This is a genomic window from Frankia torreyi (genome assembly GCF_000948395.1).
GTDB lineage: Bacteria > Actinomycetota > Actinomycetes > Frankiales > Frankiaceae > Frankia > Frankia torreyi.
In genome coordinates this window covers 93,003-118,571 of sequence record NZ_JYFN01000006.1, presented here as the reverse complement: position 1 = coordinate 118,571, position 25,569 = coordinate 93,003, and the positions used below count along the sequence as shown (strand labels likewise).

The window sequence follows — 25,569 nt, the reverse complement described above, 5'->3', positions numbered from 1 at the left end:
CCGCATCCTGGCCACCGGCGGGGGTGACGCCGCTCAGGCGCCGGGGCCCCACAGATCGCGGCCGGCCCGGGCGCGCTCCCGCGACTTCATCCGGGCCTCGTGGACGTGGCGCATCCCGTCGGTGAGCCGCCGCCGGACCTCCTCGTCCACGTCGGCGAAGGGGCGGTAGTACAGCTCGTCGTACTCCTCGACGATCTGGAAGGTCCAGCGTCCGTCGAGCACGTTGCGCCCGTACAGCTCGCTGCGCACGAACCCGGCGATCCGGGCGTGTCCGGCGTCCTCCAGCCCGGTGATCGCCTCCGTCAGGGTGCGGTCCGCCCGCCCGGAGAGCTGGTGGAACTCATACAGCGCACCGCGGGCGCGTTCCACCCATTCCAGCGCCTCGCTGAGGCGGCCGACCGCCTCGGCGGTGGCGTCGTCGAGGTCCGGCCGGGTGCGGTCCAACCGCTCGCCGCGCTGTCCATCCAGGTGGCCGCGGTGGCCGTCCGCGGGTCCGGGATCACCGCCCCGGCCCGCGGCACGGCTCGCGCCGCGGGCGCCCGGCTGGCTGTGGGCGCGATCGGCGTCCTGGCGGGGGTGTCTGCTCACCCTGGCGGGATGCCCGGACGCGCGGGCACCCACACCGTGGGCGCCCGCGCGTCCGGCGGATCGGGATGCGGCTCAGGCCTGGACCGCGTCCACCGTCTCCGCGTCGGTGACCGTGGTCTTGATCTCCCGCTGGGCGGGGACGGTGACCGCGGCGCTCGCCCGCCGGCCGGGGATGAAGGTGGCCAGCAGCAGCGCGAGCAGGGCGGACCCCGCGCCGAGGACGAACGCGAGCCGGAAGCCGCCCTCGGACGGCAGCGTGGCGCCGTTGAAGGTCGTGGTCATGTGCGCGAGGACCACGCCGACCACCGCGGCGGAGGACGAGGTGCCGAGCGAGCGCATCAGGGTGTTCAGGCCATTGGCGGCGGCGGTCTCGGTCGGCGGCACCGCGGCCATGATCAGGGCGGGCATCGACGCGTAGGCCAGAGCGACCCCGAGGCCGATGATGCAGGCCAGGAAGATGATCTCCCAGACCTCGTTCATGAGCACCAGGCCCAGCCCGTAGCCGATCGAGATGGTCAGCGCGCCCAGCATCAGGGTGACCTTGGATCCGAAGGCCGCGGACAGCCGGGCGGTGACCGGGGAGGCCAGCATCATCACGAGGCCGAACGGCGCGAAGCACAGTCCCGCGACGATCATCGACTGGCCGAATCCGTAACCCGTGCCCTTGGGGGCCTGCAGGAGCTGCGGGATGATCAGGGACATGCCGTACATCGCGAATCCGATGATGACCGAGGTCAGGTTGGTCATCAGGACCTGACGGCGGGCGCTGATCCGCAGGTCGACCAGCGGGCTCGGGGTGCGCAGCTCCCAGAAGCCCCAGGCGAGCAGGATCACGACGGCGGCGACGCCGAGCCCCAGCGTGGTGCTCTTGGTCCAGCCCCAGTCGCTGCCCTTGGAGATGACGAGCAGCAGGCACAGCACGCCGGCGGACATCCCGAGGGCGCCGACGAAGTCGAAGCGGCCGTGGGTCTTGTCGCCCACCGGCGACTCGGGGATCACCTTCCAGATGACCAGCAGCACCAGCACGGCGAGCCCGGCAGCCCCCCAGAACAGCACGTGCCAGTTCACCTGCTGGGCGATGATCGCCGACAGCGGGACGCCGAGGGCGCCGCCGATGCCCAGCGAGGAGCTCATCAGCCCGAGCGCCGAGCCGAGCTTCTCGGGCGGGAGCTCGTCGCGCATCACGCTGATCCCCAGCGGGATCAGACCCGTGGCCAGACCCTGCAGCGCGCGCCCGGCGACCATCGGTAGCAGAGCGGTGCTCAGCGCGCAGACGACCGAGCCGATGATCAGCACCACGAGGCTGACCATCATCATCCGCTTCTTGCCGTACATGTCGCCGAGGCGGCCCACGATCGGCGTCGAGACCGCGGCGCCGAGCAGGGTCGCGGTCACCACCCAGGCCGTGTTCGAGGCGGAGGAGTGCAGCAGCTCGGGAAGGTCCGAGATGAGCGGCACCACGAGGGTGTGCATGACCGAGACCACGACCCCGGCTGTGGCCAGGGCCCCGATCATCAGCCCGGGCGCGGGCGCGCCCTCCTGCCGACTGGTCGGGTCGGCGGACGCCTGTGCCATGGGAGCCTCCGGGTGGATGACGGCGAGGAACACCGACGGAAGGTGACCGTCTGCGCGCGGACCGCGAGTGACCGCGGGTGCGGCACGACCATGTCGCTTGCAAGGAGAGTTTGCGAGATCGTTTCGGTTGCCACGGACGATCGTTGATGTGCACCGTACATGCTATGTGTGCCGTGCACAGACGCCGGTGCTGCGCATAGTCTGGGATAAAGGTCACGGTCAGACGAGGGCATAGGTGCCCGGATGCGCGGCGGAGGCGAGCGTGCTCGAGGACCTGCAGGAGATCGAGCGAGAGCTGTTGCTGCTCGCCCGCCATCACATCCTGCCCACGTCCAGCCACAAGCAACACGGCCGAACCCTCGACCGCTCGGCGTACTTACTGCTGAGCCGGATCGAGGCGGAGGGGCCGATGACCATCGGGCAGCTCGCCGACGCCTTCGCCCTCGACGTCTCCACCGTCAACCGGCAGGCCGCGGCGATGCTTCACGCCGACCTGGTCGAGCGTATCCCCGATCCCGACGGTGGGATGGCCCGCAAGCTGGCGGTCACGCCGCAGGGGCTGGCGCGCCTGCATGCCGACCGCGACGTGGTCCTGCGAGGGCTGGGCCAGGTCCTCGGAGACTGGTCCGCCGAGGACCGGCGATGCCTTGCCGACCTGCTCGGCCGCTTCAACATCACCTGCGAGCGCGAGAACGGCTATCCCTGGCCCCGTCCCACCCGCGTCTCGGACCGGTAGCCGCCCGCCCGTCGCGTCGCGGCGGCGACCGGGCGATGATCGGATCTTGTAGGATGAACTCGCTTGTCTGGCGTAACGCCAGGTGGGAGGGCTCGCCTAGAGGCCGATGGCGGCGGTCTTGAAAACCGCTATGGGGAGTGATCCTCATCGTGGGTTCGAATCCCACGCCCTCCGCTCACCACGCGAATTCCGTGCTGGATTCCGCAGGCCAGAGCCGGTATCGGCCGTGCCGGCATGATCTACCACCGCTCCAGCTGACTCCGACTGACTCCGACTGACTTCGGCCAAATCCGGCCGGCTGTGCCGCACCTGTGTCTCGAGCATGAAGCGTCGGCGCGGACGGGCCCGGGGACCGAGTGCTCGGCGTGCAGCGGCGCCGGGCGAGCCAACGTCCATGCCCGCAGTCAGCTCCTGACGTCAGCTCCTGGCGTTCCCTCGCTGCATTACCCCGCCGGTAATCGACGGGGCCGCAGCCGGCGGCGACTCTGGTCCGGTCGGAAACGGCCGACGCCGGAGGGCGCGAACCCGCCGGGACGAACGCAGGGAGATGAGTGCTGTGACCGTGCATACCGAGGCCGTCGAACGTTACTTCGCCGCGTGGAACGCGACCGAGCCGGACCGGATCGCGGCGGCGGTCAGCGCGGCGTGGACGCCCGACGGCGGCTACACCGACCCCACGGCCGAGGTCGTCGGCCGCGACCGGATCGCCGAGCTGATCGCCGGGGTGCACCGGCAGTTCCCGGGCTTCACCTTCCGCCCGGTCGGGACGGCCGACGGCCACCACGACGTCGTGCGGTTCGGGTGGGAGCTGGTGTCGCCGGCCGACGGCTCGGCGCCCGTCGCCGGGTTCGACGTGCTCACCCTCGCCGAGGACGGGCGGATCCGCGCCGTCAGCGGCTTCCTGGACCGCGTGCCCGCCGGGGTGGGATAGCCCACGGCCGCGCGGGACAAGCGCAGGCGGGCGGCATAGCGAGCGGGGGAGACGGCCCGTCGGGCGGCCCGGCCGGGTATTCATGCCCGCCGGGTATGCATGCCGGCCGGTTCACCGCCCCTCGGTGAGGGCCACAAGGGCTTTGGCCGTCTCCGGGTCGGCGGGCAGGAACGTCTCGACCGCCAGCTCGGAGACGGTCACGTCCAGCGGGGTGTTGAACGTCGTCATCGTGGAGATGAGCGTGAGCAGATGACCCTCGACGACGATCCGCATCGGTAGCGCGAGCGCCGGAGGCGCCCCGTCGGCCGCCGCGGGATTCGCCGGTCCGGTGCCTGTGTCCGTGCCCGGATCTTCAAAGGCCGGGCGGTCGGGAACGGGATAGGCGGACACCTCGTCGTGGAGCGCGCGCAGTGCCGACGAACCACGCAGAATCATGTTCCGTCGCATTCTCTCCAGCAGGTGTGACCGCCATTCCGCCAGATTCACGATCCGCGGCGCGAGCCCCCGCGGATGCAGGGTGAGGCGCATCGCGTTCAGTGGTGGGCGCAGCAGGTCCGCCGGTACGCCGGCGAGCAGAGCCAGCGCCGCGCGGTTGGTCAGTGCAACGTCATAGTGCCCGTCGAGCACCAGCGTCGGGTTCGGCTCATAGGCGGTGAGCAACTGCTCCAACCCGGCGCGCACGGCCGTCATCGCCGGGTCGTGCAGCGGCGTCTCCGGGTAGGCCGGAGCATAGCCGGCGGCGATCAGCAGCGTGTTGCGGTCCCGCACCGGGACGTCGAGATGTTCGGCGAGTCGCAGGACCATCGCCCGGCTCGGCGTGGCCCGGCCGGTCTCCACGAAACTGATGTGCCGGGTGGAGCTATCCGCCCGAAGTGCTAGTTCGAGTTGACTGACTTGGCGTCGTTCTCGCCACTGCCGCAGCAGCGCGCCCACGCCCATCCGGGCACCCCCGGGCGCCGGGTCGGCCGGGCCAGGTCCCGCCGAGGGGGTCCTCATGCGTGCAACCGTAGCCAGTCTGGCCGGGGCCGGTCGTGCTGTCGTTCGCCACGCCATGACCAAGTGTCTCCGCATTGTGATTTTCGCGTTCGATGATGTCCGCCACGGGCGCCTGCCCTGAGTGGCCCGAAAGGTTGCGCGAGATGCCCGGAGTAGGTGGGATCGCCCCGACCTGACCGTCTCCGGAGCGTTGGCACTGGACAAACACCCTGAAGACTCGACGGCCGGTTGCGTGACGCTTGTGCAGGTCTGCGACAGGATGGCCGGGTGCCTCCCCGTCGGTCGACATCCCCTCGCGCGATCCCGGCCGCCGTCTCCTCGCCCCGGCGTCCCCGCGCGATTTCCGTGACCCTTCACTCCGATCCGGATCAGCCCGGCCGGCAACCGACGCTGCCGATCCAGGTGCCCCGTCGCCGGCAGCCCGAGGCCGGCGCGCATATCGCGGTTACGGCCAGTTGTGCCGGCTGCGACACGCGGTGGACCGATCCGGCCACGACCCATTGCGGTTCATGCCATCAGTCCTGGCCGAGCGTGCAGGGCTTCGACGACCACCTGGTCGAATGCCCGGCCCATCCGGTCATCGCCGCCCGGCGGATGAAGCGGGAACCCGAGCAGTCCGGCGTCGGAGCCGCCTGACCGGCGCCATTGGCCCGGGCGTCGGACGGGTCCGGAGTTTTCCGCCCGTCGGCCGAAACTCCGTCGGCCGCCTGTTTCCCGACTCCGCCTGCGATTGCGGTCAACGGGCCGGTGGCGCGGTCACGAAACTGCTACGTTCCGGCGCGGGAGCACCCGTGGCCGCCTGCGGCGTCGCGTGCGCCCGGTCGTGGCGCGCGAGCCCGCCAGGGCGGCCGGCCGCCGCGGTCGCGTGCGTGCCGTGTGCCCCGAAGGGGGCGGTCCAGGCGGCGCGGTCCAGGCGGCGCGGTCGGGCGGGGCGGTCGGGCGGGGCGGGAGGACGGAGGAGCCGATGACGGTCTGCGGGCTGGTCCGGTTGGACGGGGCCGACGTGCGGCGGGCGGTGCTCACCACGATGCTGGCCTCCTCCGCCGCCGGGCTGCCGGCAGCGCGCGGGGTGCACACCGACGGGGCATTCGGGGCGGTGAGCGCGGCGGATCCGGACGCGGACCAGACTCCGCCGATCGCCGTCGACGACGCCGGGCTCGTGGTGATCGCCGACCCCTCGCCGCGGGCCACGGGCGCCCGCCGCTCGGCGCGGGCGTCGGCCGCCGCCTACCGCAGCGGCGGTCGGTGGGCCCTGCTGAGCTCCGCGGGCACGGTCGCCGTCGTCTGGGAACCGGCGCGGGCCCGCCTGGTCCTCGCCCGGCCGTCGGGCGCCCGTACCGAGCTGGTCACCTGGTCGGACGGACGGTTGTTCGCCTTCGGCACCGAGACCGAACAGGTGCTGTCCGTCGGCGGTGGCGGGCCGTCCCGCCCGGCCCGGCTGCGGCGGCTCGGGTCGGGCGAGGTCGTCACGGTTACCGTGGCCGCCGGGCGACACCGCCCCGCGCTCGCCGCGGTTCGCCAGCGCACCGGTGCGGAGGCTGCGGGGCTGGCCCCGGCCGGCCGCCCGTGACGGTCACCGGCCGGCTGGAACGCCGCAGGCCGCTCCGGCCCGGCCGAGCGGAGGGCGGTCTGGTCAGCGGGCGGGGGCCTCAGCCGTCTCGCCGGCGGCGGGGCGGGCGGGCCTGGTGCCGGCCGGTGCCGCGAGGTGCTTGCGGCGGATCAGGGCGCTGACCCGGCGCTCGGCGACGAACGACAGGAACGGGATCGTGCCCGCGAGCATGACCAGGATCGTCTGCCGCAGCGGCAGCCGGCAACGGCTTGCCAGGTCGTACGCGCAGGCGAGGTACACCATGTACAACACGCCGTGGATCGGGCCGATCGCCGCGACGACGGTGTCGTTGCCGCCGGCGTACTTCAACGGCACGCCGACGCAGACCAGCAGGATCAGGCCGACGCCGACGACGTAGGCGATCACGCGGTACCGCAGCAGGGCGGCTCGGACCGCCGGCGTGGCGGAACGTCCCCCGGCGGTGCGGGAGGGGGCGGGGGTCATCAGCGGGCTCCGTTGATCTGTTTCGCGTTGATCTGCTTCGAGTCGATCTGTTTCGGGTCGATCTGCTTCAGGGCCTCGCGCAGCACGTCGCGCTCGTACAGCGAGGTGAGGTAGCGGTTGTAGGCGTCGACCTCGTCGTCCTCCTCGGGCGAGTCCGACGCGGCGGTCAACATCCGGGGACCGTCCAGCTCCGGCCGCCAGGGCGCCTCGGGTGCGATCCGCCCGCCCGCGCCCCACTGGGGACCGCTCTCGTCCTGGGGCGCCAGCTCTTCCTTGATCATCTTGTACCACCAGTACACGACGAAGGCGGCGAAGATCGGCCACTCGACTCCGTAGAAGAGGTTCTGCAACGAGCCCTGCGCCGACTCGCCCTTGGTGAGCTGCCATATCCCCATGCGGATGAACAGCGCGACCATAGCGAGCGCGAGGAGATGACGCGCGATCCACGAGGGTGCAAACAACAGCCGGCGCACGCTGTCGACGCTACCTCTCCGAGTCCGATCCGCGTAGGTCGCGGGCCAGGTGCCAGCGACCAGGCTCACACCGTCGATGACTCGGTCGGGCGAACGGCGGGGNGACGGGNGCGCTTGCCGGGCCGGGTGTCGGAGCCCGGCCGGGCCCTGGGGCGCGGCGGCCGCGACGGTGGCTGGATGCCCGGAGTGCTGAGTGCCCGGGGCGCTGGATGCCTGGCGTGCTGGATGCCTGGCGTGCTGGATGCCCGGAGCGGGCGAACGTGGCGGTGGTGAGGGGGCTGGCCGGCCTTGGCCTGACCGGCCAGCCCCGGTACCGCTCGACGGCCCGTTCGGTCGGCTGGGGGGGGTTAGCCGGACGAACGGGCCGAAACGCCGACCGGACCTCCTGGCGCGGGGGCCGGTGTGGCGTTCACATGGTCAGTCGTCCGGGAGGTGTCGTTTGGTTGCCGCGGAGGGCAAGATTTTTAAAGTTTTTCGCGATCCCCGCCGGATGACCCGAAAGGGCTAGACACGTTGTTGCGACGGCGTCGCCCCGGATCGCACAGGCACCGCTTCGTCACCGCTTCGTCACCGCAGCACGGCGGCCGCGAGCGTCCAGCCGTCGGAGCTTCCGCTGGAGATCGACACGGTGGCGGCCCCGATGTTCGCCGGCAGCGACACGCTCACCCGGGCGTCCGCCGAACCGTCGGCCAACGTCGACGGCAGCGTGACGGTGAAGGTCCGCCTGTCCCGCAGCGAGGACACGGTGATCTCGACCCGTCCCGACGACGACCCGAGGTAGAGATCCAGGGTGCGGGCCTGCACGACGAAGGTCGACAGCACGGCCGTGCCCTGGACCGCCAGCCGGTCGGTGTCGTCGGTGCCGCTGGCCGTCGGCATCCCGCCGCTCCAGTCGAAGCCCGATGGCGATGTCGTCGGGACGCCCACCACGCTCGCGCTGAGCAGCGGGACCGGCAGCGCCGCCCGGTTCTGCACTCCGCCCCATCCCTCGCCGAACAGTGCCCAGTCCGCGGCCTCGCCGCCGGGGATCTGGACGCGCGATCCGGCCGGGAACGGCGCGACGGAGCTGGTGTAGATGCCGGTGGCGGACGGTGCCAGGCCGGTGGTGGGTGCCTGGCCGGTGCCGGCCGCGCCGGTGCCGGCCTCGGCCGGTGCGGCCGGATCGGGTCTGGTGCCCCTCGTCAACGGCTGCGTGGACGCCCCGCTCGACGGCCTCGCGGCGCCCGCCGGCTCGGCCGCTCCCACGGCCGCCGTGCTGCCCGCCGGACTGGCCTGTCCCTGCGGGACGCCGGCCGAGGGGTCCGGGGGCGAGGGGGAATGCGCGGCGGGCGGGCGGGACGGTGCCCGCGTGGCGCCCGCGGTCGCCCACGGTGTCTCCGTCGGGTGGGGTTGCGCGGTCACAGTGGTGGTCGGGGGGTTGGACGAATCGGAGCCCGGCAGGTCAAGCAGGGCGACCAGCGCGATCAGGGCCAGGCTCAGCACGGTGACGGCCGCGCCGACGAGCGCCTGGGTGCGGCGCCGGGCCGCCCGCCCCGGCGCACCGCTTCCGGGCCGGGTGCGTCGCGGGCGACGGCCCCGCCGCGGCAGCACCGCGGACGGGCGCCTGCGCGGCGTGCCGTGGAGGGCCTCCAGCCGCAGGGGCGACGTCGTGCCGAGGCGGTCCGTCTCCTCGGCGGGCTCGCCGAGGTCGAGCGGACCGGTCAGGTCGATCAGCGTGCCGAGGCCGTCCGGTGCGGCCATCTCGGCGTCCGTGTACGGCTCGGCCTCGGCGTACAGCCCGGATTCCGCGCGGGCTTCACCGGAGGCGGCGGCTTCACCGTAGGCGGCGGCTTCGCCGTAGGGAGCGGCTTCGTCGTAGGTGGGGAAGCCCGTACCGACGACGATCGGCGTGGCGCCCTGCGGGCCTGCGTGGGGATCCGTCGTCGACCCCGCGGCGGCGTCCGGGCGGTCCTGGGCGCTGGCGGCCGCCCGGGCGGTGAAGGGGGAGACGGACCCCGGCTGACGCAGCGGGGGAAGGGACGGCCCGCCCAGCGGCTGCCCGACGGCTGCCGCGAGCCGGCGCCGGATCCGGTCGGAGTCGGGCTGGTGCCGGGCCATCTCGGTGCCCAGCATGCCGCGCAGCTCCTCGTGGAACGGCGTGCCGGCGCCGCTCATCCGGCCCGGCCCGGCTGGTGGTTCATGGTCGGGCTCCTGGAACCCCGACGTGCTCGATGTCATCTACGCCTCGCCGACCCGCCACACCGGCCAGGCCAGTCGTTCCGGCCAGGCCAGTCGCGACCAGGGCAGCGACTCGGGCCAGGTCGGTGAACCCGCCCCGCGAGGTCGCTCGAGCCAGCCCGGTTCGTCGAGTCGGGCCACGTGTTCGGTCGGGGGCATGCGTTCGGCCTGCGGCATGCGTTCGGTCGGGGAAAGGCGTTCGGGACCGGGAACGCGTTCGGGACCGGGAACGCGTTCGGGACCGGGAACGCGTTCGGGACCGGGAACGCGTTCGTGCCGGGACAGTGGTTGGCGCCCGGAGGCGGATCCGCGCCAGGGGACGGGTTCGCGCCGCAGTGGTTCGCGCCGGGCCAGAGGCACCGGACCGGGCAGCCGTCCCGTCTCCGGGAACGGCTCGCCGTGGGGGTGCCGACCGGATCCAGGAGTCGGTCCGGCCCCTGGTGCCAGGTCGGGCGCTGCTGTCAGGCCGGTCCCCCGTGTCAGGCCGGTCCCCGGTGTCGGCTCGGTCCCGCGCGGCGGCGCGAAGGCGGACCGGTCGGGCCCGGCGGGTTCGTCGGACTGGCCGGCGCCGCGCCCCCCGGGGGAGTCGCCCGAGCCGGAGCGCGCACCGTTCATCCGGGACGTGCCCGGCCGGGACGTGCCGCCCTGGGGCGTTTCGGGGTGCTCGGGCGCCATGCGGGGGGTCACCTCCTCCTGGGTCGTCGCGGTCGGCGGCGGTTCGGCTCTCTTAAGGATTCGCTCGAGCTCGGCGACTCCCTTGGCCGTCTGGCTTTTCACCGTCCCGACGGAGATGCCCAGTGTCCGGGCCGTCTCCCCTTCCGACAGGTCGAAGGCGTAGCGGAGCACGACGCAGGCCCGCTTGCCCGATGGCAGGCTCATCAGGGCGGTGCGCAGATCGACCACCGCCGGCACGTCCGGCACCGGGGCGGATCGCTCGGCGCGCTGCCCGAGCACGGCCAGCCCGCGCCGCTCGCGCACGACCTTGCGAACCCGGTCCGCCGCCAGGTTGGCGACGATGCGCCGGACGTAGGCCAGCGGGAGCTCGGCCGAACGGACCCGATCCCAGCTCGACCAGGCTGCGGTGAGCGCTTCCGCGGTGAGGTCGTCGGCCGCGTCATGGTCGCCGGTCAACAGATACGCGAAGCGGCTCAGCGCGCGATGATGGCTCTCGAAGAACGCGTGGAACTCCGCCTGTCTGTGGGGATGTTCGTGCTCGTCGTCGGCCGCGACCGCTTCCACTGGCACGCTCCCCGGGCCCGTCCTGGCCGGCGCGTCCCCGGTGCCGGCCAGACAGTCGATGCTGTGGTCATCTGTGACTGGTTGCAGAGAACCAAGAGTTCAGGGTGATGCGCATATGACGGTAGCGACTGGATCTGCTGTCTGTCGTGGCACTTGAGTGCTGATCAGTTCCTGTACCGTTAATACGGCGATACGGGCGCCGCACCTCGTGTGGACCGCCGTCTCCGCTGTGACCCACGCGCCATCTGGGTTGGGGGTCGGATAGGCCCGTCGGCGAACCTTCTCGGCGCCCACGCGCCACCCGAATGAAGGCCCATTGTGGGTCGGCTGTTTTTGTTGTTTGGTCGGGCGTGTCATGGGATTGCGTCCGTTGTTCATACGATGTTTTTGTTGACCGTGTGGAGATCTGGCGGGGTTGACCTTCCTGTTCGGGACGGGTCGCGAGGCTTCGGATAGGCGGGCCGGTGGCCGTGCGATGCTGGGACGATGTTTCCGCGGCTCCGACCACCGGGTACGGCGGGTCCTATGTCCAGCCAGCTCACCTCGACCATCCCGCCGGGGACCATCCCGCCGTCGACCATCCCGCCGGGGACCGTTCTGACGAGGACCATCCCGACGGGGACCGCCCCGTGGACCAGGGCGATGTGGACCACGCCGGCGTGCCCGAGGGTGGTGTCCGCCGGGGTCCGTCCGCACCGTCCGGACTCGCCCCCGCCGCTCGACCCGGACGCCCCGATTCCGGACGACCCGGGCCCGCTGCTGCCCGATACGCCGGATCTGCCGCCGGCGCCGCACGAACCCTCGCCGTACACCGAGCCGGCGCCGGACTCACCCGAACCCGAGCCCGAACCGGTCTGATCCGGGACCCGCGCGGGATGCGGCCACGAAGGAGCTCATCGTGACCCTGCTCGACCTCACCCCCGACGAGGTGCTGACGACGACCCGCAGCGTGCGCAGGCGGCTCGATCTCGACCGCCCGGTCGAACCGGAGGTCATCGAGGAGTGCCTGCGGATCGCCCTGCAGGCGCCCAGCGGTTCCAACCGGCAGGGCTGGCACTGGATCGTGGTGACCGACCCGGAGCTGCGCGCCGGCATCGCCGAGTACTACCAGCGCGCCGCGATCGCCTATCTCGACGCCGGCGCCGGGCCGGTCCAGGACTCGCTCGAGGGCGAGCGGCTCGCCGTCCAGCAGCGGGTCAGCGACTCCGCCCGGTACCTCGCCGAGAACCTGCACCGGGTTCCCGTGCACGTCATCGGCTGCCTGGAGGGGGACGCGAGGCAGATCCCGGGGGAGCTGCAGGCGGGCTTCTGGGGGTCGCTGCTGCCGGCCGCGTGGAGCTTCATGCTCGCCCTGCGGTCCCGCGGTCTCGGCAGCGCCTGGACGACGCTGCACCTGCGCTACGCCGACGAGGTGGCGAAGCTGCTCGGCATCCCGCCGGACGTGAGCCAGGGCGTGCTGCTGCCCGTCGCCTACACCGTCGGCACGGATTTCCGGCCCGCGGCACGGGAGCCGCTGGCGAGCGTCCTGCACCACGACCGCTGGTAGCCGCCCTCGGCGCCCACGTCGCCGTTGCGGGGTCCGCGGACTCCCGGGTCCGCGAACTCCCGGCCGCCGGCGGCGTCGTAGCGTGTGGGGGGTGCATGCGGTGACGGTGTCGGCCCCTGGCGGGCCCGAAGTCATGTCCTGGTCCAGCGTGGCCGACCCGCCCGACCCCGGGCCGGGCGAGGTGACCCTCGACGTGGTCGCGACCGCCGTCAACCGGGCGGACCTGCTGCAACGGCAGGGTTTCTACCCGCCGCCGCCCGGTGAGTCCGAGATCATCGGGATGGAGTGCTCCGGCCGGGTGGCCGCGGTCGGGCCCGAGGTGTCCGGGTTCGAGATCGGCGCCGAGGTGTGTGCCCTGCTCGGCGGCGGCGGGTACGCGAGCAGGGTGAACGTGCCGGCCGGCCAGCTCCTGCCGATCCCGGCGGGTGTCGACCTCGTCGAGGCCGCCGGCCTGCCCGAGGTCGCGGCCACCGTCTACTCGACCGTGTTCGGCATCGCCGACCTGCGCGACCGTGAGGTCTTCTGCGTGCACGGTGGCGCGTCGGGGATCGGCACGTTTGCGATCCAGGCGGTCCGCGCGCTGCGGCCGGAGGCGGTCATCGCCACCACCGCCGGCTCCGCGGCGAAGCTGGCCCGGGTCCGGGAGCTCGGCGCGGACGTGGCCGTGTCCTACCGGGACTCCGACTTCGTCGAGGTGATCCGCAAGGCCACCGAGGGCCACGGGGCGGATGTCATCCTCGACAACATGGGCGCGGCCTACCTGCCGCGCAACGTGTCGCTGCTCGCCGTCGGCGGGCGGCTGGTCGTCATCGGCCTGCAGGGCGGGGTGAAGGGCGAGCTCAATCTCGGGGCTCTGCTCACCAAGCGGGCGGCGGTGCATGCCGCGTCGCTGCGTGCCCGGCCGGCGGCGGAGAAGGCCGAGATCATCGCCGGGGTCCGCGCCGAGTTCTGGCCGGCGATCGAACGCGGCGCGATCAGACCGGTGATCGACCGGGTGCTCCCGATCACCGAAGTGGTGGCGGCGCATCGGCATGTGGCCGATCTTGGACATGTCGGCAAGGTGATCCTCACCATTCCGCGCTGACGGTGGCGGACCGCGGCCGGTTGTCGCTGCCCGCGGCCGGGTCACGGCCGGGTCACGGCCGGGCGGCCGACGTCGCATCGGCGCCGTGTGGCGCGCCCGAACGGGGCAGGATAGGGGTCATGACGGATCAACCGGAACCCCGCGTCGTGATTGTCGGGCCCGACGGGGCCCTGCACGACGGCCCGCAGACGGTGCTCGGCCGGCCGGCCAGGTCGGTGACCTCGGCCGACGGGCAGGAGGCGGAGCCGGCCGGCGACAACCCCGTGGCCGAGCTGGTCTCCCAGCCCGACAAGGTGATGCGCATCGGCACGATGATCAAACAGTTGTTGGAGGAGGTGCGCGCCGCGCCGCTGGACGACGCCAGTCGCGTCCGGCTGCGGGAGATCCATCGCAGCTCGATCCGCGAGCTCTCCGACGGGCTGGCCCCGGAGTTGCGGGCCGAGCTGGAGCGGCTGTCGCTGCCCTTCGACGAGGGCCACACCCCGTCGGACGGCGAGCTCAGGATCGCTCAGGCGCAGCTCGTCGGCTGGCTGGAGGGCCTGTTCCATGGCCTGCAGACGGCGCTGTTCGCCCAGCAGATGGCGGCCCGGGCTCAGCTCGACGAGATGCGCCGCCGGGCGCTGCCGAGCGGGCAGCAGCAACAGCAGCCCGGCGGTGAGACGTTCGGGCGCGGCGCCTACCTGTGATGGCGCCCGCGCCCGCGGGCGGTCCGGCGGTCAGTTCGCCGGGCTGACCGAGCTCATGTTGAAGTCCGGCACCCGCATCGGTGGCATCCGGGTGAGCGTGAACCAGTCCGCCCACTCGCGGGCCATGGTGCGGGTGGCCGCGCCGATCTGCGCCGTGCGGCCCAGCAGGTCCACGGGCGACTCGTTGAACCGGAAGTTGTTCACCGCCCCGGTGACCTCGCCGTTCTCGACGAGGTAGACGCCGTCACGGGTCAGCCCGGTCAGCAGCAGGACCTCCGGATCGACCTCGCGGATATACCACAGACTGGTCAGCAACAGGCCGCGCCGAGTCGAGGCGATCATCTCCTCGAGCGACGCGGAGCCCCCCGCGTCCAGAACCAGGTTGTCGATGATCGGAGTGACCGGGCTCTGCGTGGCGCGGGCCGAGGCGCGGGTCTGCACGAGCGCGGAGAGCGCGCCGTCGCGGATCCAGTCGGTCGCTCCGAGCGCCAGCCCGTTGTCGAACACGCTCGACATCGATGACGACGACGCGGCGGTGACGAACGGGGTCGTCGCCAGCTCCGGGTCCGCGGGGTCGCTGAACAGCCGCAGCCCCGCTGGCCCGATCGCCTCGCCGATCCGGGTTGCGCCGCCCGGCCGGCTGAACACCGTGCGGCCCTCGGCGGCGTCCCGGCCGGCGGCCGACCAGTACAGGTCGATCATCAGGTCGGCGACCGCGGAGGGGGGCAGCAGCGTCTCGTAGCGACCCGCGGGCAGCTCCACCGACCGCTCGCACCAGGCCAGCCGGGAGCGCAGCGCCGCGTCCGTCGCGGCCACGTCCACGTCGCTGAAGTCGTGGGTGGACTGCCCGTGCCACACCGAGCCGCCTGGCACGCCGCTCTTGGCGTTCCACTCGACGCTGCCTGTCGGTTGGCTGTGGCGCAGCCGCAGGCCGGTGGACGTGCCCAGCCAGGTGGTGGTCACGTCGTGCTGGGCGAAGCCGAACAGCCGCCGGCCCTGCGCCCGCGCGGCTCCGAACGCCTCGGCGAGGTCTCGGGCGAAGGCGGCGAACACCCCCGTGCCGGTGCGGGCCGCCGGGTCGGTGAAGGCGCCGCCGCCCGCGACCGGCCCGGCGCCCCCGGTCAGCCCGGCGGTGGCGGGCCCGAGCAGGTCGGCGTAGTCCTCGGCGTCCGCCGCCTCGCGGGCGGCGTCCTCGGCGGCGCGGACGAGCTCGGCGAGGCCGTCGGCGTCGGTGGGATGCGGCAGGTCCCCAGGCCGTGCGCCCCGCCCGCCGCCGGCCGGGGTGTCGATCGTGGAGGCGGTGCGCACCCCGAACGAGCGGCCGACGACGCTGACGACGGTGATCGACCGGTCTCGGCTCGCCCCGTTCGTGGTCAGGGTGTTGGTGGCCCAGCGCAGGTTCACCGAGCTGGACTCGGTGGCGATCACCACGCAGCCGTCCGCGCGGGACAGCGCGAGGGCGCGTTCGACGATCTCGTGGGCCGCCGCGGGCACCGCGCCCGCCCGGTCGGCCCGTCCGGCCTGTGCGGCCCGGGGGGTGTCCGCTCCGGTCACCTGGCTCATCGGCCGGCCTCCCGCCGCGTGTTGAGGACGTTGACGCCGCGGAACAGTGCGGCCGGGCTGCCGTGGCTGACCGCCGCGACCTGGCCGGGCTGCCCCTTGCCGCAGTTGAACGCGCCGCCGAGCAGGTACGTCTGCGGGCCGCCCACGGCCTCCAGCGAACCCCAGAAGTCCGTCGTCGTCGCCTGGTAGGCGACGTCGCGGAGCTGGCCGACGATGCGCCCGGAACGGATCTCGTAGAACCGCTGCCCGGTGAACTGGAAGTTGTACCGCTGCATGTCGATCGACCAGCTCTTGTCGCCGACGATGTAGATCCCACGGTCGACCCGGCCGATCAGTTCCTCGGTCGAGGGGCCGCCGGGCGCGGGCAGCAGGGACACGTTCGCCATCCGCTGGATCGGCACGTGGCCGGGGGAGTCGGCGAAGGCGCAGCCGTTGGAGCGTTCCACCCCGAGCACGCTCGCGTTGCGGGCCGCCATCGCCCGGTCGAGCTGGTAGCCGACGAGGGTGCCGTCGCGCACGATGTCGAACCGGCGGGTCTGCACGCCCTCGTCGTCGTAGCCGATGGTGGCCAGCCCGTGCAGGGCCGTGCGGTCCCCGGTGATCGTCATCGCCGGTGAGCCGTAGCGCAGGGCGCCGAGCTGGTCCAGGGTGGCGAACGACGTGCCGGCGTAGGCCGCCTCGTAGCCCAGCGCCCGGTCGAGCTCGGTGGCGTGGCCGACGGACTCGTGGATCGTCAGCCACAGGTTCGACGGGTCGATCACCAGGTCGTACGGGCCGGGTTCGACCGAGGACGCCTTGGCCTTCTCCGCCAGCAGCCCGGGGATGAGGGCGATCTCGCCATCCCAGTCCCAGCAGCCCGCCGCGGGTCCCGCCACCATCCACTCCCAGCCCCGGCCGACGGGCGGGGCGATGGTGCGCATGGTCTCGAACCCGCCGCCCGGGTCGACGCGCGTCGCCTCGATCTGGCAGAGCACCCGCACCCGCTGCTGGGTCGTCGATGTGCCGGTCAGATCCGCGTAGTACTTGTTCTCCATCACGGCGCCGAACCGGCCCTCGACGTGGTCGACGTCGTTCGCGGCGAACAGGGTGCGACACAGCCCCCCGACCCGCTCGATCCGCTCCCGCGCGTCGATGGCGAAGGGGTCGGCGGCGTATGCCGACACCCAGACCGCGTCGGAGTGCGCCGGTTCCGGGGCGAGCTCGACGGGCTCGGAGTTCAGCGGGGCCGCCACCCGCGCCATCTCGACGGCCTCGTGGGCCAGCCGGACCGCCTCGTCCGGGGTGAGGTCGACGCCGGCCGCGAAACCCCAGGTTCCGGCGTGCACGACCCGCACCGCGAGGCCCAGGGTGGCGCCCTCGTGCCGGCTTTCCAGAGCGGCGTCGCGGAAGGACAGTGAGGAGTCCCGCAGCCGTTCGATGCGGATGTCGGCATGGGTGGCGCCGAGATCGCGTGCGGTCTGCAGGGCCGCGTCCGCGAGCGTGGAACGCGGCAGCGCGAGGAACTCCGCGTCGATCTCGTGCGCCGGCAGGCCGGATGCGGCCGGGTCCTGATGGACGGGTGTCGCCATGTCCCTATCCTGGCCCGCGCGGGCGACCGATGGGGCGCCGACCCGGGTGGGCGGTGTCGTGGGGGCGCCCACCGTCGACACCGCGTGGCCGAGGGCGGCTCGGTGGCCGCACCTCGGTTACCGCAGGTGATCGGTGGAGTCGGGATCGTCCGGACGGAGGTGGCCGGATCCGGCCGGCCCCGGCGGCGTCGGGGGACCGCCCGTGGACTCGGCCGTCTCGCGGCTCCACGCGTCGATCAGCTCCCACCGCCGTTCGGCCTCCCGAACGGCGGCGGCCAGGGTCTCGGGGTGATCGGCCTGGCTCAGGCCGACGAGCAGGTCCGAGGCGGCGGTGAAGGCGTCGACGAACCAGGTCGTCGCGGGGGCGCGCAGGTCGAGTCGGGCGGGTCGGTCCGGCCTGGGGACGGCGGCGGCGAGGAAGACACGCAGCAGGCAGGACATCCGGTCCGCGAGAGGCTCGAATGCGGCCGGGTCGAAGCGCCGGACGTCAGCAGCGGACCACGCGGGCGGCGCAACCCGCCGGGTGCCCGGCGTTCCGGCCGCCCGCGGGACGCGAGCCCGGCCGCGACGACCGTGCCGGGCGTGCGCGAGGGCCTTGACGACCACCATCAGGATCGTGACCATCGCCCAGCCCAGCAACAGCGGCCAGGTGCGCGGGGCGCCGAGGAGAGCCGCACAGGGCCGGCTGGGGATGCACATGCGGCCTTCCCTCCTGTCGGTCAGGCCCCCGTGTCGGTCAGGCCCCGTGTCGGTCGAACCCCCGTGTCGGTCGAGGCGAAGTGTCGGTCGAGGCGACGAGGGGAGACTGCCGGAGCGGCGGCCGGAGGCCACCGGGGAGGACCCGGGGCCGTGGGACCGTCGGCCGACGGGATGCTCCAGTCCGAATCATCCGGCACGATGATCCGAATCTCAAGGGAATTTCTGAATATTCATGATCGAGCCAGAATCGTTGCGGCTCGCGTGCGTCCGGGCAGGGGACCCGCCTCCGGCTCCGCCGGAGTGCGTCGGGGCGAAGGACGTGGGCCCCTTCCTGCGGTGCTCCGAAGGGGCGTACCCGCGGCCGCCGGACCGTCGGGGGGCAACCCGGGGTCCGGTCTTCATCACCTGGCGTCGGCGGGCGGAACTCGACGCGGTCCGCGTCCGGAGCCGACTTCCCCGACGGAGTCTCAAAATATTCGCAGCACTACTCGGTGTAGTCGACGAGTCGGGGTCGTCGTCGTCATCGCCCTAACGTTCCGTTCCCACTCCCCGTGAACGGGTAGCCCGAAGGAACTGCTAGTTCACGCGTTTCGGTACTATTTGCGGTGGTCCCGCACGGCGTTGTGTCACCGCGTTTCGCCACTCTCTGTAGTGATGGAATTGCTTGAGGTGGCGGCGGCGCCTACTGGAAGATGGGATTCACCGAGCAGCGGTGACGTTCGGTTAGGGCCCCCGGCGTCAGCTCGTCACGCTTGAGTGACGATATGCCGCAAGTGGTCGGAATATTCGTGTCGCCGCCGTAGATCTGATCGTTATTACTGTGCTATGTCCTGACTCGGGGGTGATCCCTAGGATGAAGCGCAGTGGTGCAGAGAGGTAGGAGCGATGCGGCTCGTCCCGGTGGCCAGTGCGTCGTGTGCCAGCGCGAACTGTCCCACGGTGTACGTGAACGATGAGGATGAGGACATCTTCGTCCAGGGATACGCGGTGGTGGACCAGCGGATCCCGACGGGCGAGGTGCCCCCCGGCGAGGCGTTGGTGCGCATCCCCCGCAGCGTGTTCCTGGCGGCCGCGCGCGGGCTGCCGGCGCCGGCGCAGGCGTAGCCGTCGGGGCGCCCGTGGTGGCCGGTGGGGACGGACCTACCTCGGAGGTGATCATGGAGGGCGAGGGTGCGCCCCCGGCGGCGACTGCGTCCGACGACACGCCGCCGGCCCGCCTCGGGGTCGAACTCGCACAGCTACGCCACTCCCGCGCGATGACCGGCCAGGCGCTCGCGTCGTCCGTCGGCATCAGCCAGAGCACGATTTCCAAGATCGAGAACGGTCTGCTCCGGCCCAGCCCCGCCGATGTCGAGCGGATCGCCCGGACCCTGCAGGCCCCACCCGACCTCGTCCGCCATCTCGTGGACCTCGCGGAGCGGCTGCAGTCGACCGCAGCCCGCCGGGCGCCGCGTCGGCGCGCCGCCGCCGGGGTGGAGACCCGGCGGCAGGGCATCAGCCTCGACCAGGAGGAGATCCTCGACGCCGAGCGGGAGGCAACCCTCATCCGTGAGTTCGAGCCGATCCTGCTGCCCGGGCTGATTCAGATCAGCGAATACGCCCGCCGGGTCGTGAACGGTTATCACCGCATCACCATCGGCGGCGACGAGGGTGCGTGGTACCAGCGGACCGCGGAGAAGGTCAGCCTGCGGATCAGGCGGCAGAATCTGCTCTACGACGCGACCCGGCGGTTTGAGTTCATCCTGATGGAGTCGGTCCTCGGTAACCGTTTCGCGCCGCCGGAGTACATGATCGCACAGATCAAGCGGATTGCCGCGGTGGCGGAGCTGGACAACGTCACGGTACGGATCGTGCCGAGCTCGGCCGAGCTGGAGTACCCGCACGTGCAGGGATTCACGATTCTGGATGACAGCCTGGTCGTGGTGGAGACGCTGGAAGCCACGGGATTCAGCCATCCGGACCAGGTCCGGATCTACGCGAAGATCTTCGAGGAGTATGCGGCGCTGACCGCGCCCGATCTCGACGAGATTCTCGCGGGGTACACGCGCAGCTACGCTGAACTCCTCGCGCCCCGCCGCCCCGCCACCGGCACCGGCACCGGCACCGCGATCGACCCCGGCGCCGCGAGCGCCGCCGCCGCCGCGCCGGCCGAACCCGCCCTGGGGGGGGAACTCAACCCACCGCCGGAAACAGCCGCTCCAGGATGATCGCGACCCCGTCCTCGTCGTTCGACGCGGTGACCTCGTCGGCGGCGGCGAGGACGTCCGGATGGGCGTTGGCAACGGCGACCGAGTACCCGGCCCAGGCGAACATCGGCAGGTCGTTCGGCATGTCGCCGAAGGCGATGACGTCGCGGGCGGTCATCCCCCGCTCGGCGGCGAGCTCCGCCAGTGCCACGGCCTTGGACACCCCCGGCCCGGCGATCTCCACCAGGTCCACGCTCGACGTGGTGACGACGGCGTCCGTTCCGGCGAGCTCGACGATCACGTCGTACACCTCGGTGAACGGCTGACCACCCCGCCGAACCAGCAGCTTCGTCGCCGGCAGGGCCAGCAGCAGCTCGGGGAACGCCGCGACCAGTTCCTCGGGATCCGGCCACATCGTCTCGAAGGCCGGTTCCCGGCCGAACCGGACGCCGCTCTCCACGGCGAACACGGCGTCCGGCACCGCGGCGCGGATGGCACGGGCCAACCGCAGCGCCGTGGCCTGCTCGAGAAACCGGTGGCTGACCGGAACGCCTGAATCCAGGTCGAACACGAGCGCCCCGTTCGCGCAGATGGCGAGGCCGGAGGCCGACGTCTGCGCCACGACACCCGCCATCACCCGGCTCGGCCGCCCGGTGACGAACACGACGGTCGCGCCGGACCGCTCCACCCGCCGCAGGGCCGCGCGGGTGCGTGCCGAGACGGTGCCGTCGCTACGGATCAGCGTCCCGTCCAGATCCGTGGCGACGAGGGCAGGCGGGAACACAGTGACCCAGTCAACCAGCAACGCGCCGCACAGTCGGCGCAATCCGCCAGCATCGTGCCTGGCCGGGAGGCGGTGCCGGCGCGCTGCGCCCACCTCCGACAGTGGTCGTCGGTGTCCGCGACCGGTGGCGATGTTCGGTGGGGCGGCCGACGGCGCGGTGACAGGTAGCATGCCGAACATGGTTCCTGCCGATCGGCCCGGGTCGCCGCCGTCCGGGCGTCTCTCCCGACCCGGTGCGGACGGCGATCCGCACCGTCCCGTCGGGGCCGCCGGCGATCCCGACGCGACGATCGGCAGCACGCCCACCGCCGTCGGCGCGAATACAGCCAGCGGAAAGACATTCGACGAACTCTTCGCCGAGGTCGCCGACAAATGGCAGCGCCGGGCGCCCGGCTCCGGTACGGTCGCCGCCCTCGACAAGGGCGTTCATCATCTCGGTAAGAAACTCGTCGAGGAGGCCGCCGAGGCCTGGATGGCGGCCGAGTACGAAGGCCGCGAGAGGGCGGCCGAGGAGATCTCCCAGTTGCTGTACTGGAGTCAGCTCCTCATGATTTCCCTGGGTCTTTCCCTGGACGACGTATACTCCCACCTGTGATCACGCCCCTGTCCTTTCCTGTAGACGCTGAGTAGTGACGATGCTTCGTATTGCGGTTCCTAACAAGGGGTCGCTGTCCGCGGCCTCCAGCCAGTTGCTCGCCGACGCCGGCTACAACGCCCGGCGCGAGTCCGCGGAGCTGGTCATCACCGATGTCGAGAACGACATCGAGTTCTTCTTTCTGCGCCCGCGCGACATCGCCGTGTACGTCGGTTCGGGCCGCCTCGATCTCGGCATCACCGGTCGCGACCTGCTCCTCGACAGCAACGCCGCCGCGGCGGAGCTGCTACCGCTCGGCTACGCGCACGCCACCTTCCGCTACGCCGCCCCGGAGGGCACGCTCGCGGACGTGGCGGAGCTGCAGGGCCGGCGGATCGCCACGTCGTTCCCGGCGTTGGTGCGGGCGGATCTGGCCGGCCGCGGTATCACCCCGGCGAGCATCGTGACCCTCGACGGCGCGGTGGAGACGGCGGTGCGGCTCGGGGTCGCGGACGCGGTGGCCGACGTGGTCGAGACCGGCCGCACGCTGCGGGCCGCCGGGCTGGAGCTGCTCGGCGAGCCGGTCCTGCGGTCCGAAGCGATCATTATCGCCAAGCGGGGGGCGGAGCTGTCCACGGCGCACGAGCGGCTGCTGCGCCGTGTGCAGGGCGTCCTTGTCGCGCGGCGATACGTGATGATGGACTACGACGTGCCGAGCGCGGTGCTGGAGAAGGCGTGTGACATCACGCCCGGCTACGAATCGCCGACGATCTCTCCGCTGCAGCGGGAGGACTGGGTCGCCGTGCGGGCGATGGTGCCCCGCGCGGAGGTCAACCGGACGATGGACGACCTGTGGGATCTGGGCGCCCGCGGGATCCTGGTCTCCGGCATCCAGGCCTGCCGGCTGTAACACCGCCGCCGGGACCGGTCACCCGGTGGCCTGGGGCCTTGAGTCCGGGTGACCGGGTGGGTCAGCGGCGGCTGCCGAGGATCAGCGACATGCCCTCACTGCGCGTCGCCGTGCTGAGGAACTGGCCGCGCACCGCCGAGGTCACCGTCGTGGCCCCCGGCTTGCGCACCCCTCGCATCGACATGCACAGGTGCTCTGCCTCGACGACGACCATCACGCCCCGCGGTTCCAGGACGTCGACGAGGGCGTCGGCGACCTGGGAGGTCAGCCGCTCCTGGACCTGCGGCCGGCGAGCGTAGAGATCGACCAGCCGCGCCAGCTTGGACAGGCCGGTGATCTGGCCCCGGTCGTTCGGGATGTACGCGACGTGCGCCCGGCCGGAGAACACCACCAGGTGGTGCTCGCACAGCGACGAGAAATCGATGTCGCGGACCAGCACCATCTCGTCGTGACCCTCGTCGAAGACGGTGGTCAGCACCTCGGACGGTTCCCGCCCCAGACCCTCCACCGCCTCCCGGTAGGCCCGGGCGACCCGGTCCGGCGTCTTGCGCAGGCCCTCCCGGTCCGGGTCCTCACCGATCCCGATGAGCAGCTCGCGCACGGCACGCGCCACCCGATCGTGATCGAAGGGGCGCACCTGCTGCGGTCTGCGCCGATCCCGGATCGGCGAGGCCGGGGGAGCCGCCGTGGCGGTGGTCGTGCTGATGCCGAGGGCGCTGGGGTCGGGAACGCCGAAGCCATCCGATGCGGTGCCGTTCACCTCTGGCGACGCGCCGGAGCCCACCCGCTCATCCGTGAACACCTCGGGGGAATCGGACGTCAACGGCGTCTCCTGTCGTCGTCGTTCGGCCAGCTCGGCGGGGCCCACGGGTTGGCGATGCGCGGCCCCTCGGGCGGGCCCTCGCCACCGGTCGGAGCCGGTGAACCCGGCCCCTGCGGATAGCCTGGCCCCTGCGGATAACCCTGACCCTGGGGGTAACCGTGCCCACCCGGGCCGCCATTCCCGTTTCCGCCGGGACCGACCGGGTTACCGTGTCCGGCCGGATCCGCCCCGGGTGCACTCGGCGCACCGTTGCCCGGGCGACCGGTTGCCCCGTTGCCGTGACCGGGGTCCTTCACCAGGTCGGCGACGCCGGTGGGGACCAGCCCCAGCTCGGCCGGGGTCTGTACCGGCGGGCGATCCGAGGGGATGCGCCGACCGACGCCGGTGTAGATGCCGCGCACCGGTCGCTTCTGCACGGTCGCGAAGACCTCGGCGACGTCGTCCTTGCTCAGCGTCTCGGTGTCCATCAGCCGCAGCACGAGGTTGTCGAGGACGTCGCGGTAGGTGACCAGGATCTCCCACGCCTCGTCGTGCGCCGCCTCGATGAGCCGGCGGACCTCGACGTCGATCTCGCTGGCGACCTCCTCGGAGTAGTCGCGCTGGTGCCCGACCTCCTTGCCGAGGAAGACCTCGCTGTTCTCGGTGCCGAACTTGATCGCGCCGAGCTTGTCGCTCATCCCGTACTGGGTGATCATCGCCCGGGAGATCTGCGTCGCCTTCTCGATGTCGTCGCTGGCGCCCGTGGTGGGGTCGTGGAACACCAGTTCCTCGGCGGTGCGGCCGCCGAGGAGCACGGCGAGCCGGTCCAGCATCTCCGAACGGGTCGACAGGTACTTGTCCTCCAGCGGGAGCTGCATCGTGTAGCCGAGTGCGCGGCCCCGGGGCAGGATCGTGACCTTGTGCACCGGGTCGGAGTTCGGCAATGCGTGCGCGACGAGGGCATGGCCGCCCTCGTGGTAGGCGATGCGCTTCTTCTCCTTGTCGCTCATCGCCCGGGTCTTGCGCTCCGGCCCGGCCATCACCCGGTCGATCGACTCCTCCAGCAGCGCCGAGGAGATGAACTTGAGGTTGGACCGGGCGGCCAGCAGGGCGGCCTCGTTGAGCACGTTCGCCAGGTCCGCGCCGGTGAAGCCCGGGGTGCGCCGGGCGATAACCATCAGGTCGGCGTCCGGACCGATCGGCTTGCCCTTGGCGTGCACCCGCAGGATGGCCTCGCGGCCGAGCAGGTCCGGCCGGTCGACGACGATCTGGCGGTCGAAGCGGCCGGGCCGCAGCAGGGCCGGGTCGAGGATGTCGGGCCGGTTCGTCGCCGCGATGAGGATGACGCCGCCCTTGACGTCGAACCCGTCCATCTCGACGAGAAGCTGGTTGAGGGTCTGCTCGCGCTCGTCGTGGCCACCGCCGAGCCCGGCCCCGCGGTGGCGGCCGACGGCGTCGATCTCGTCGACGAAGATGATCGCCGGCGCGTTCGCTTTGGCCTGCTCGAACAGGTCCCGGACCCGGCTGGCGCCGACACCGACGAACATCTCGACGAAGTCGGAACCCGAGATCGAGTAGAACGGCACGCCCGCCTCGCCGGCGACGGCCCGGGCCAGCAGGGTCTTGCCGGTGCCCGGCGGCCCGTAGAGCAGGACGCCCTTGGGGATCTTCGCGCCGATCGCCTGGAACTTGCTCGGGTTCTCCAGGAACTCCTTGATCTCCTGGAGCTCCTCGATCGCCTCGTCCGCGCCGGCCACGTCGGAGAACGTCGTCTTCGGCGTGTCCTTGCTCACCAGCTTGGCCTTGGACTTACCGAAGTTCATGACCCGGTTGCCGCCGCCCTGCATCTGGTTCATGAAGAAGAACAGCAGCAGGACCACGAGCAGCACGGGCAGCAGGTTGAGCAGGAGGGAGACCAGGATGTTTCCGCGATCGACGGAGACGTCGTAGGCGACGCGCTTGTTCCGCAGCTCGTTGGCCAGAACGACACCCTGTTCGGTGACATAGGACGACTCGAACTTCCGGCCGTCCTTCGTCTGGATCTGGATGAGCTGCTTGGAGTCCTCGATCTTGGCTTTCGTCACCTGGCCTTCGTCGATCTGCTGCTGGACGAAGTTCAGGTCTCGCTTGCCGTACTCACTGGGACCCGAGAGGACACCCGTCGTGAGAATGATCACGAACAGGACCAGGAGCAGCAGTGGCACCCAGCCGCGGAAGATTCTTCTTGGAGTCATCTGTCTGGAGCGCCGGACACGAGCGCTCCACCCTCCTGACGTGTGTGCTGCCCTCGATCGGGATTCCCTTGTGCCGAGGGTACCGCCGGTGCGCGCATCTCACCGCGCGTACATCCGACCAACGG

At 72.0% G+C, this 25,569-nt stretch carries 24 protein-coding genes and 1 tRNA gene; 13 read left to right on the top strand and 12 right to left on the bottom strand.

Going from position 1 to position 25,569, the window contains the following annotated elements:
- Nucleotides 1-33: 33 nt before the first annotated feature.
- Both FF36_RS37205 and FF36_RS05855 read right to left on the bottom strand, forming a co-directional pair.
- Nucleotides 34-588 (bottom strand): hypothetical protein, encoded by a 555-nt coding sequence (locus tag FF36_RS37205; RefSeq protein ID WP_242418398.1) that lies wholly within the window; start codon nt 586-588, stop codon nt 34-36.
- A gap of 72 nt (nt 589-660) precedes the next feature.
- The gene (locus FF36_RS05855; RefSeq protein ID WP_044884020.1) at nt 661-2,163 is read right to left on the bottom strand and encodes an MFS transporter; all 1,503 of its coding nucleotides are present in this window, start codon (nt 2,161-2,163) and stop codon (nt 661-663) included.
- 235 nt (nt 2,164-2,398) lie between these two features.
- On the opposite strand from FF36_RS05855, the gene FF36_RS05850 reads away from it, so the two are divergent.
- The 3 genes from FF36_RS05850 to FF36_RS05840 all read left to right on the top strand — a co-directional run bounded on the left by FF36_RS05850 (nt 2,399) and on the right by FF36_RS05840 (nt 3,830).
- Nucleotides 2,399-2,899 (top strand): MarR family winged helix-turn-helix transcriptional regulator, encoded by a 501-nt coding sequence (locus FF36_RS05850; protein ID WP_242422324.1) that lies wholly within the window; start codon nt 2,399-2,401, stop codon nt 2,897-2,899.
- 85 nt (nt 2,900-2,984) lie between these two features.
- A tRNA-Ser gene (locus FF36_RS05845) sits at nt 2,985-3,073 on the top strand.
- A 382-nt stretch (nt 3,074-3,455) separates the two neighbouring features.
- Nucleotides 3,456-3,830, top strand: coding sequence for a nuclear transport factor 2 family protein (locus tag FF36_RS05840; protein WP_199865333.1), 375 nt, complete (start codon nt 3,456-3,458; stop codon nt 3,828-3,830).
- A 111-nt stretch (nt 3,831-3,941) separates the two neighbouring features.
- Here the strand turns inward: FF36_RS05840 and FF36_RS05835 are convergent, their stop codons facing one another.
- Nucleotides 3,942-4,826 (bottom strand): helix-turn-helix domain-containing protein, encoded by an 885-nt coding sequence (locus FF36_RS05835; protein ID WP_082121703.1) that lies wholly within the window; start codon nt 4,824-4,826, stop codon nt 3,942-3,944.
- A gap of 267 nt (nt 4,827-5,093) precedes the next feature.
- On the opposite strand from FF36_RS05835, the gene FF36_RS40665 reads away from it, so the two are divergent.
- Entirely contained in the window at nt 5,094-5,462 is a 369-nt protein-coding gene (locus FF36_RS40665; protein ID WP_422615072.1) for an FDXHR family putative zinc-binding protein, read from the top strand.
- Nucleotides 5,463-5,790: 328 nt separating this feature from the next.
- Nucleotides 5,791-6,396, top strand: a complete 606-nt coding sequence (locus FF36_RS05825; protein ID WP_044883935.1) for a hypothetical protein — start codon at nt 5,791-5,793, stop codon at nt 6,394-6,396.
- A gap of 63 nt (nt 6,397-6,459) precedes the next feature.
- Here the strand turns inward: FF36_RS05825 and FF36_RS05820 are convergent, their stop codons facing one another.
- The 3 genes from FF36_RS05820 to FF36_RS05805 all read right to left on the bottom strand — a co-directional run bounded on the left by FF36_RS05820 (nt 6,460) and on the right by FF36_RS05805 (nt 10,814).
- Nucleotides 6,460-6,879: a DUF3817 domain-containing protein gene (locus FF36_RS05820; RefSeq protein ID WP_044883934.1), complete on the bottom strand. Its 420-nt coding sequence runs from the start codon at nt 6,877-6,879 to the stop codon at nt 6,460-6,462.
- 1,040 nt (nt 6,880-7,919) lie between these two features.
- On the bottom strand, nt 7,920-9,569 hold the full coding sequence (locus tag FF36_RS05810; RefSeq protein WP_044883933.1) for a hypothetical protein: 1,650 nt from the start codon (nt 9,567-9,569) through the stop codon (nt 7,920-7,922).
- The gene (locus tag FF36_RS05805) at nt 9,570-10,814 is read right to left on the bottom strand and encodes a SigE family RNA polymerase sigma factor (protein ID WP_242422322.1); all 1,245 of its coding nucleotides are present in this window, start codon (nt 10,812-10,814) and stop codon (nt 9,570-9,572) included.
- Between the two features lie 519 nt (nt 10,815-11,333).
- Here FF36_RS05805 and FF36_RS37200 point away from each other — a divergent pair.
- The 4 genes from FF36_RS37200 to FF36_RS05785 all read left to right on the top strand — a co-directional run bounded on the left by FF36_RS37200 (nt 11,334) and on the right by FF36_RS05785 (nt 14,124).
- Entirely contained in the window at nt 11,334-11,666 is a 333-nt protein-coding gene (locus FF36_RS37200) for a hypothetical protein (protein ID WP_242418397.1), read from the top strand.
- Between the two features lie 40 nt (nt 11,667-11,706).
- Nucleotides 11,707-12,354: a nitroreductase family protein gene (locus tag FF36_RS05795; RefSeq protein WP_044883931.1), complete on the top strand. Its 648-nt coding sequence runs from the start codon at nt 11,707-11,709 to the stop codon at nt 12,352-12,354.
- 100 nt (nt 12,355-12,454) lie between these two features.
- Entirely contained in the window at nt 12,455-13,438 is a 984-nt protein-coding gene (locus tag FF36_RS05790; protein ID WP_199865331.1) for an NAD(P)H-quinone oxidoreductase, read from the top strand.
- 119 nt (nt 13,439-13,557) lie between these two features.
- Entirely contained in the window at nt 13,558-14,124 is a 567-nt protein-coding gene (locus tag FF36_RS05785; RefSeq protein WP_044883929.1) for a bacterial proteasome activator family protein, read from the top strand.
- A 30-nt stretch (nt 14,125-14,154) separates the two neighbouring features.
- Here FF36_RS05785 and FF36_RS05780 read toward each other — a convergent pair whose 3' ends face one another.
- The 3 genes from FF36_RS05780 to FF36_RS05770 form a co-directional block, all read right to left on the bottom strand.
- Entirely contained in the window at nt 14,155-15,687 is a 1,533-nt protein-coding gene (locus FF36_RS05780) for a metallopeptidase TldD-related protein (RefSeq protein ID WP_082121700.1), read from the bottom strand.
- Complete coding sequence (locus tag FF36_RS05775) at nt 15,684-17,255, bottom strand: TldD/PmbA family protein (protein WP_044883928.1); 1,572 nt, start codon at nt 17,253-17,255, stop codon at nt 15,684-15,686. Before FF36_RS05775 ends, FF36_RS05780 begins: the two co-directional genes overlap by 4 nt.
- A 117-nt stretch (nt 17,256-17,372) precedes the next feature.
- Nucleotides 17,373-17,954: a hypothetical protein gene (locus FF36_RS05770; protein ID WP_236705752.1), complete on the bottom strand. Its 582-nt coding sequence runs from the start codon at nt 17,952-17,954 to the stop codon at nt 17,373-17,375.
- Nucleotides 17,955-18,899: 945 nt separating this feature from the next.
- Here FF36_RS05770 and FF36_RS05765 point away from each other — a divergent pair.
- Both FF36_RS05765 and FF36_RS05760 read left to right on the top strand, forming a co-directional pair.
- A complete protein-coding gene (locus FF36_RS05765; RefSeq protein ID WP_242418396.1) occupies nt 18,900-19,058 on the top strand; it encodes a hypothetical protein in 159 nt (52 codons plus the stop codon).
- Nucleotides 19,059-19,111: 53 nt separating this feature from the next.
- Complete coding sequence (locus tag FF36_RS05760; RefSeq protein ID WP_044884014.1) at nt 19,112-20,161, top strand: helix-turn-helix domain-containing protein; 1,050 nt, start codon at nt 19,112-19,114, stop codon at nt 20,159-20,161.
- Here FF36_RS05760 and FF36_RS05755 read toward each other — a convergent pair.
- Complete coding sequence (locus FF36_RS05755; RefSeq protein ID WP_044884013.1) at nt 20,127-20,942, bottom strand: HAD family hydrolase; 816 nt, start codon at nt 20,940-20,942, stop codon at nt 20,127-20,129. The two genes, FF36_RS05760 and FF36_RS05755, sit on opposite strands and share 35 nt — an antisense overlap.
- A 160-nt stretch (nt 20,943-21,102) precedes the next feature.
- Between FF36_RS05755 and FF36_RS05750 the strand changes: the two genes are divergently transcribed.
- The gene (locus FF36_RS05750; protein ID WP_242418394.1) at nt 21,103-21,519 is read left to right on the top strand and encodes a phosphoribosyl-ATP diphosphatase; all 417 of its coding nucleotides are present in this window, start codon (nt 21,103-21,105) and stop codon (nt 21,517-21,519) included.
- A 40-nt stretch (nt 21,520-21,559) separates the two neighbouring features.
- The gene (gene hisG, locus FF36_RS05745) at nt 21,560-22,408 is read left to right on the top strand and encodes an ATP phosphoribosyltransferase (RefSeq protein ID WP_044884011.1); all 849 of its coding nucleotides are present in this window, start codon (nt 21,560-21,562) and stop codon (nt 22,406-22,408) included.
- A 61-nt stretch (nt 22,409-22,469) separates the two neighbouring features.
- Here hisG and folE read toward each other — a convergent pair whose 3' ends face one another.
- Nucleotides 22,470-23,231: a GTP cyclohydrolase I FolE gene (gene folE / locus FF36_RS05740; RefSeq protein ID WP_052680977.1), complete on the bottom strand. Its 762-nt coding sequence runs from the start codon at nt 23,229-23,231 to the stop codon at nt 22,470-22,472.
- Nucleotides 23,228-25,444 carry an ATP-dependent zinc metalloprotease FtsH gene (ftsH, locus tag FF36_RS05735; protein ID WP_044883926.1) on the bottom strand — a complete coding sequence of 739 codons (2,217 nt, stop codon included), beginning with the start codon at nt 25,442-25,444 and terminating at the stop codon, nt 23,228-23,230. The genes folE and ftsH overlap by 4 nt, the downstream gene beginning before the upstream one ends.
- Between the last annotated feature and the right edge of the window lie 125 nt (nt 25,445-25,569).

What these genes read in the sequence shown, in the direction of transcription:
- FF36_RS05855 (WP_044884020.1), bottom strand. Translation starts at nt 2,163, where the DNA reads ATGGCACAGGCGTCCGCCGACCCGACCAGTCGGCAGGAGGGCGCGCCC.
- FF36_RS05835 (WP_082121703.1), bottom strand. Translation starts at nt 4,826, where the DNA reads ATGAGGACCCCCTCGGCGGGACCTGGCCCGGCCGACCCGGCGCCCGGG.
- FF36_RS05825 (WP_044883935.1), top strand. Translation starts at nt 5,791, where the DNA reads ATGACGGTCTGCGGGCTGGTCCGGTTGGACGGGGCCGACGTGCGGCGG.
- FF36_RS05820 (WP_044883934.1), bottom strand. Translation starts at nt 6,879, where the DNA reads ATGACCCCCGCCCCCTCCCGCACCGCCGGGGGACGTTCCGCCACGCCG.
- FF36_RS05810 (WP_044883933.1), bottom strand. Translation starts at nt 9,569, where the DNA reads ATGACATCGAGCACGTCGGGGTTCCAGGAGCCCGACCATGAACCACCA.
- FF36_RS37200 (WP_242418397.1), top strand. Translation starts at nt 11,334, where the DNA reads ATGTCCAGCCAGCTCACCTCGACCATCCCGCCGGGGACCATCCCGCCG.
- FF36_RS05785 (WP_044883929.1), top strand. Translation starts at nt 13,558, where the DNA reads ATGACGGATCAACCGGAACCCCGCGTCGTGATTGTCGGGCCCGACGGG.
- FF36_RS05780 (WP_082121700.1), bottom strand. Translation starts at nt 15,687, where the DNA reads ATGAGCCAGGTGACCGGAGCGGACACCCCCCGGGCCGCACAGGCCGGA.
- FF36_RS05775 (WP_044883928.1), bottom strand. Translation starts at nt 17,255, where the DNA reads ATGGCGACACCCGTCCATCAGGACCCGGCCGCATCCGGCCTGCCGGCG.
- FF36_RS05770 (WP_236705752.1), bottom strand. Translation starts at nt 17,954, where the DNA reads ATGTGCATCCCCAGCCGGCCCTGTGCGGCTCTCCTCGGCGCCCCGCGC.
- FF36_RS05760 (WP_044884014.1), top strand. Translation starts at nt 19,112, where the DNA reads ATGGAGGGCGAGGGTGCGCCCCCGGCGGCGACTGCGTCCGACGACACG.
- FF36_RS05750 (WP_242418394.1), top strand. Translation starts at nt 21,103, where the DNA reads ATGGTTCCTGCCGATCGGCCCGGGTCGCCGCCGTCCGGGCGTCTCTCC.
- hisG (WP_044884011.1), top strand. Translation starts at nt 21,560, where the DNA reads ATGCTTCGTATTGCGGTTCCTAACAAGGGGTCGCTGTCCGCGGCCTCC.
- ftsH (WP_044883926.1), bottom strand. Translation starts at nt 25,444, where the DNA reads ATGACTCCAAGAAGAATCTTCCGCGGCTGGGTGCCACTGCTGCTCCTG.